Raw genomic sequence first — 622 nt, forward strand, 5'->3', positions numbered from 1 at the left:
ATCAAGCGTTGCTGCTAGTAAACGTGCGTTATTGAGCGCATCGAGCAAATCAGCTTCAACGACATGCTCACCTCGGGCCACATTAATTAACACGGCGTGCTCAGGAAGTTGCTTAAGCAACTGTTGATTAATAATACCTTTGGTATTGCTAGTAAGTGGCAATAGACAGATTAAATAATCTGTATTCACTAACATATCATTTAAGCCCTGATCACCATGGTAAAGTGCTGCTATCGTTGATGTTTTAGGGCTTCGGCTCCAAGCATTAACTTTAAAGCCATTATTAGCCAACCTTTGGGCGCATGCTTGGCCTAATTCGCCAAACCCTAAAATACTGACTCGATCGTGCCTATACGCTCTTTTGGGCTTCCATTCACTTTGCTGTTGTTTTAAGAAATATTCTTTTAATCGCAATTTTTGCGCTAATACATGAGTAAGTACATATTCAGCCATGTCGTTGGCTAACTGTTTATCGACAATCCGCACCACTTCAACATGTGCAGGTAGTAAACTTAAATCGATACTATCAACCCCAGCACCAAACGATGACACCGCTTTCAAATTTAATAACTTTGGCCATAAAGACGCGGGCGCATTCCAAGCCAGTACAAATTCCACACCT

General features: G+C 41.6%; 1 protein-coding gene. It reads right to left on the minus strand.

From position 1 onward, the window contains the following. Positions 1–622: NAD(P)-dependent oxidoreductase (locus CWB76_RS19220; protein ID WP_138609717.1), on the minus strand; the 622-nt coding region annotated here is incomplete at both ends.

Source organism: Pseudoalteromonas sp. S1609, from assembly GCF_005887255.1.
Classification (GTDB): Bacteria; Pseudomonadota; Gammaproteobacteria; order Enterobacterales; family Alteromonadaceae; genus Pseudoalteromonas.